Source organism: Methylacidimicrobium cyclopophantes (assembly GCF_902143385.2).
GTDB lineage: Bacteria > Verrucomicrobiota > Verrucomicrobiia > Methylacidiphilales > Methylacidiphilaceae > Methylacidimicrobium > Methylacidimicrobium cyclopophantes.
Window position 1 is genome coordinate 1 of sequence record NZ_CABFUZ020000186.1, and the last position, 1,558, is coordinate 1,558.

1 protein-coding gene, 2 tRNA genes and 1 pseudogene are annotated in these 1,558 nt (G+C 61.9%); 1 reads left to right on the top strand and 3 read right to left on the bottom strand.

The genetic code is table 11. The features are described from left to right. A pseudogene (locus FN369_RS08350) lies at positions 1 to 386 on the top strand (glutamate decarboxylase); the annotation flags it as partial. A 219-nt stretch (positions 387 to 605) separates the two neighbouring features. Here FN369_RS08350 and FN369_RS08355 read toward each other — a convergent pair. The 3 genes from FN369_RS08355 to FN369_RS08365 all read right to left on the bottom strand — a co-directional run. Further along, positions 606 to 676: transfer RNA gene (locus tag FN369_RS08355), tRNA-Gly, on the bottom strand. A 14-nt stretch (positions 677 to 690) separates the two neighbouring features. Beyond that, positions 691 to 764, bottom strand: a tRNA-Arg gene (locus tag FN369_RS08360). Between the two features lie 51 nt (positions 765 to 815). Next, positions 816 to 1,558, bottom strand: a 743-nt coding sequence (locus tag FN369_RS08365) for a lytic transglycosylase domain-containing protein (protein WP_142525707.1), incomplete at its 5' end; no start/stop codon positions are given.

Sequence of the window (1,558 nt, forward strand, 5' to 3'; positions counted from 1 at the left end):
GGCTTGGCCGCACCGGCTACACCCGGATCCTGAAAACGATTCGGGAGACTGCCCTCTTTCTCTCCGATCGGATCTCCAAAATGGGACCCTTCGAGCTGGTCAGCGACGGCTCTCAGGTGCCCGCTTTTGCCTTCAAGCTGAAAAATTTCCCTGCGGAGGCGGCGTTCGCTCTCTCCGAGAGACTGCGCGAACATGGATGGCAAGTGCCCGCCTATACGATGCCGCCCGACGCGCAGACTGTTTCCGTCCTCCGTATCGTCGTCCGGGAAGGGCTTTCCCGGGACATGGCCGACCATTTTCTTGCCGACCTCCATCGAGCCCTCGGTTCCTGGGAGGGCAAGCCCTCTGCCCATCACGGCAGGCGATCGACCCGCTTCTATCACTGAATCACGGGCGGCGATCGGCGGGAAGACCGGGCCCGTTCCAAGAGGATCCTCGGCCCGAATGGGATGCTTAGGCTACAGGGTCTCTCTCGAGTTCCTAGCCGAGAGGTGCAGCGAGTGAGTCGGGCTGCGAAGAGGAAACCCGAGCCCGACCAAGCGGACGGTCCCATCTCGCAAGCCGCAAAGGAAACCTGCTGATTGGGAAAGATGCAGGCTGAGATGAGCGGGTGAAGGGAATCGAACCCTCGCATGCAGCTTGGAAGGCTGCCGTTCTACCATTGAACTACACCCGCGACCCTGCTCCGCCTGGGCCCTGTAGGATTTGAACCTACGACCTTCTGATCCGTAGTCAGACGCTCTAATCCGCTGAGCTAAGGGCCCTCGACCCTTCTTCCATCATGCACCGGCGAGCGAGCTTGGCAACCCGTTTTTCTACTTCGCAACAGTTTCCGGGCGAGCAGCGGCTCTTCCCGATCCTCGCGGCCCGGCGGCGACATCCGCACCCGCTCGTTTCTTCCCCATTCCTCCTGAACGGGAAAAAAGGCTGGCGCAAGACGAGGTCCAAGGCATCCGCCCGCGGTAGAGGGCGAAACGGTCCAGGATTTGGCATACGTACTCCCGCGTCTTCGGAAAATCGATTCGGGAAAGGAAGGCACGCCCGCTTCGCGGGTTCGCCGGATCCACCCAACGAACGGCGTTGCGCCGCCCCGCGTTGTATTCGGCAAGGGCAAAGACGTAGGGATTGTCTGTGTTCTGCCAGTGACGCAGTGCTCGCGCCAGATACCAGCTTCCGGCCAGGATGCCGATCTCGGGATCGGCGAGCTGCTCCGGCCGGAAATCCATTCGTTTCTCGCTTCGCGCCCAGTCGAGCGCCGTCGTCGGACGAACCTGCATGAGCCCCAGCTCTCCGACATGGCCTACCTTATTGGGGCGAAAACGGGTCTCCTCCCAGATGACCGAGCGGATCAGCAGGGGATCGACCCCGTAGCGCTGGCTGGCCATCCGAATCTGAGCGTCATAACGGCTGTCCGTCCGTTCGATCGAGCTTCGCCAAGCCCAAAAGAGCAGCAAGGAAAGAGAAAGGAGGATGGCGACCCACAAAAGCGCCCGGCGCACCCTCTCATTTTCCCGCGCCCGCCAGGGCAAGCAAGCCAATTGCCGAGCCGCGGCGGGCC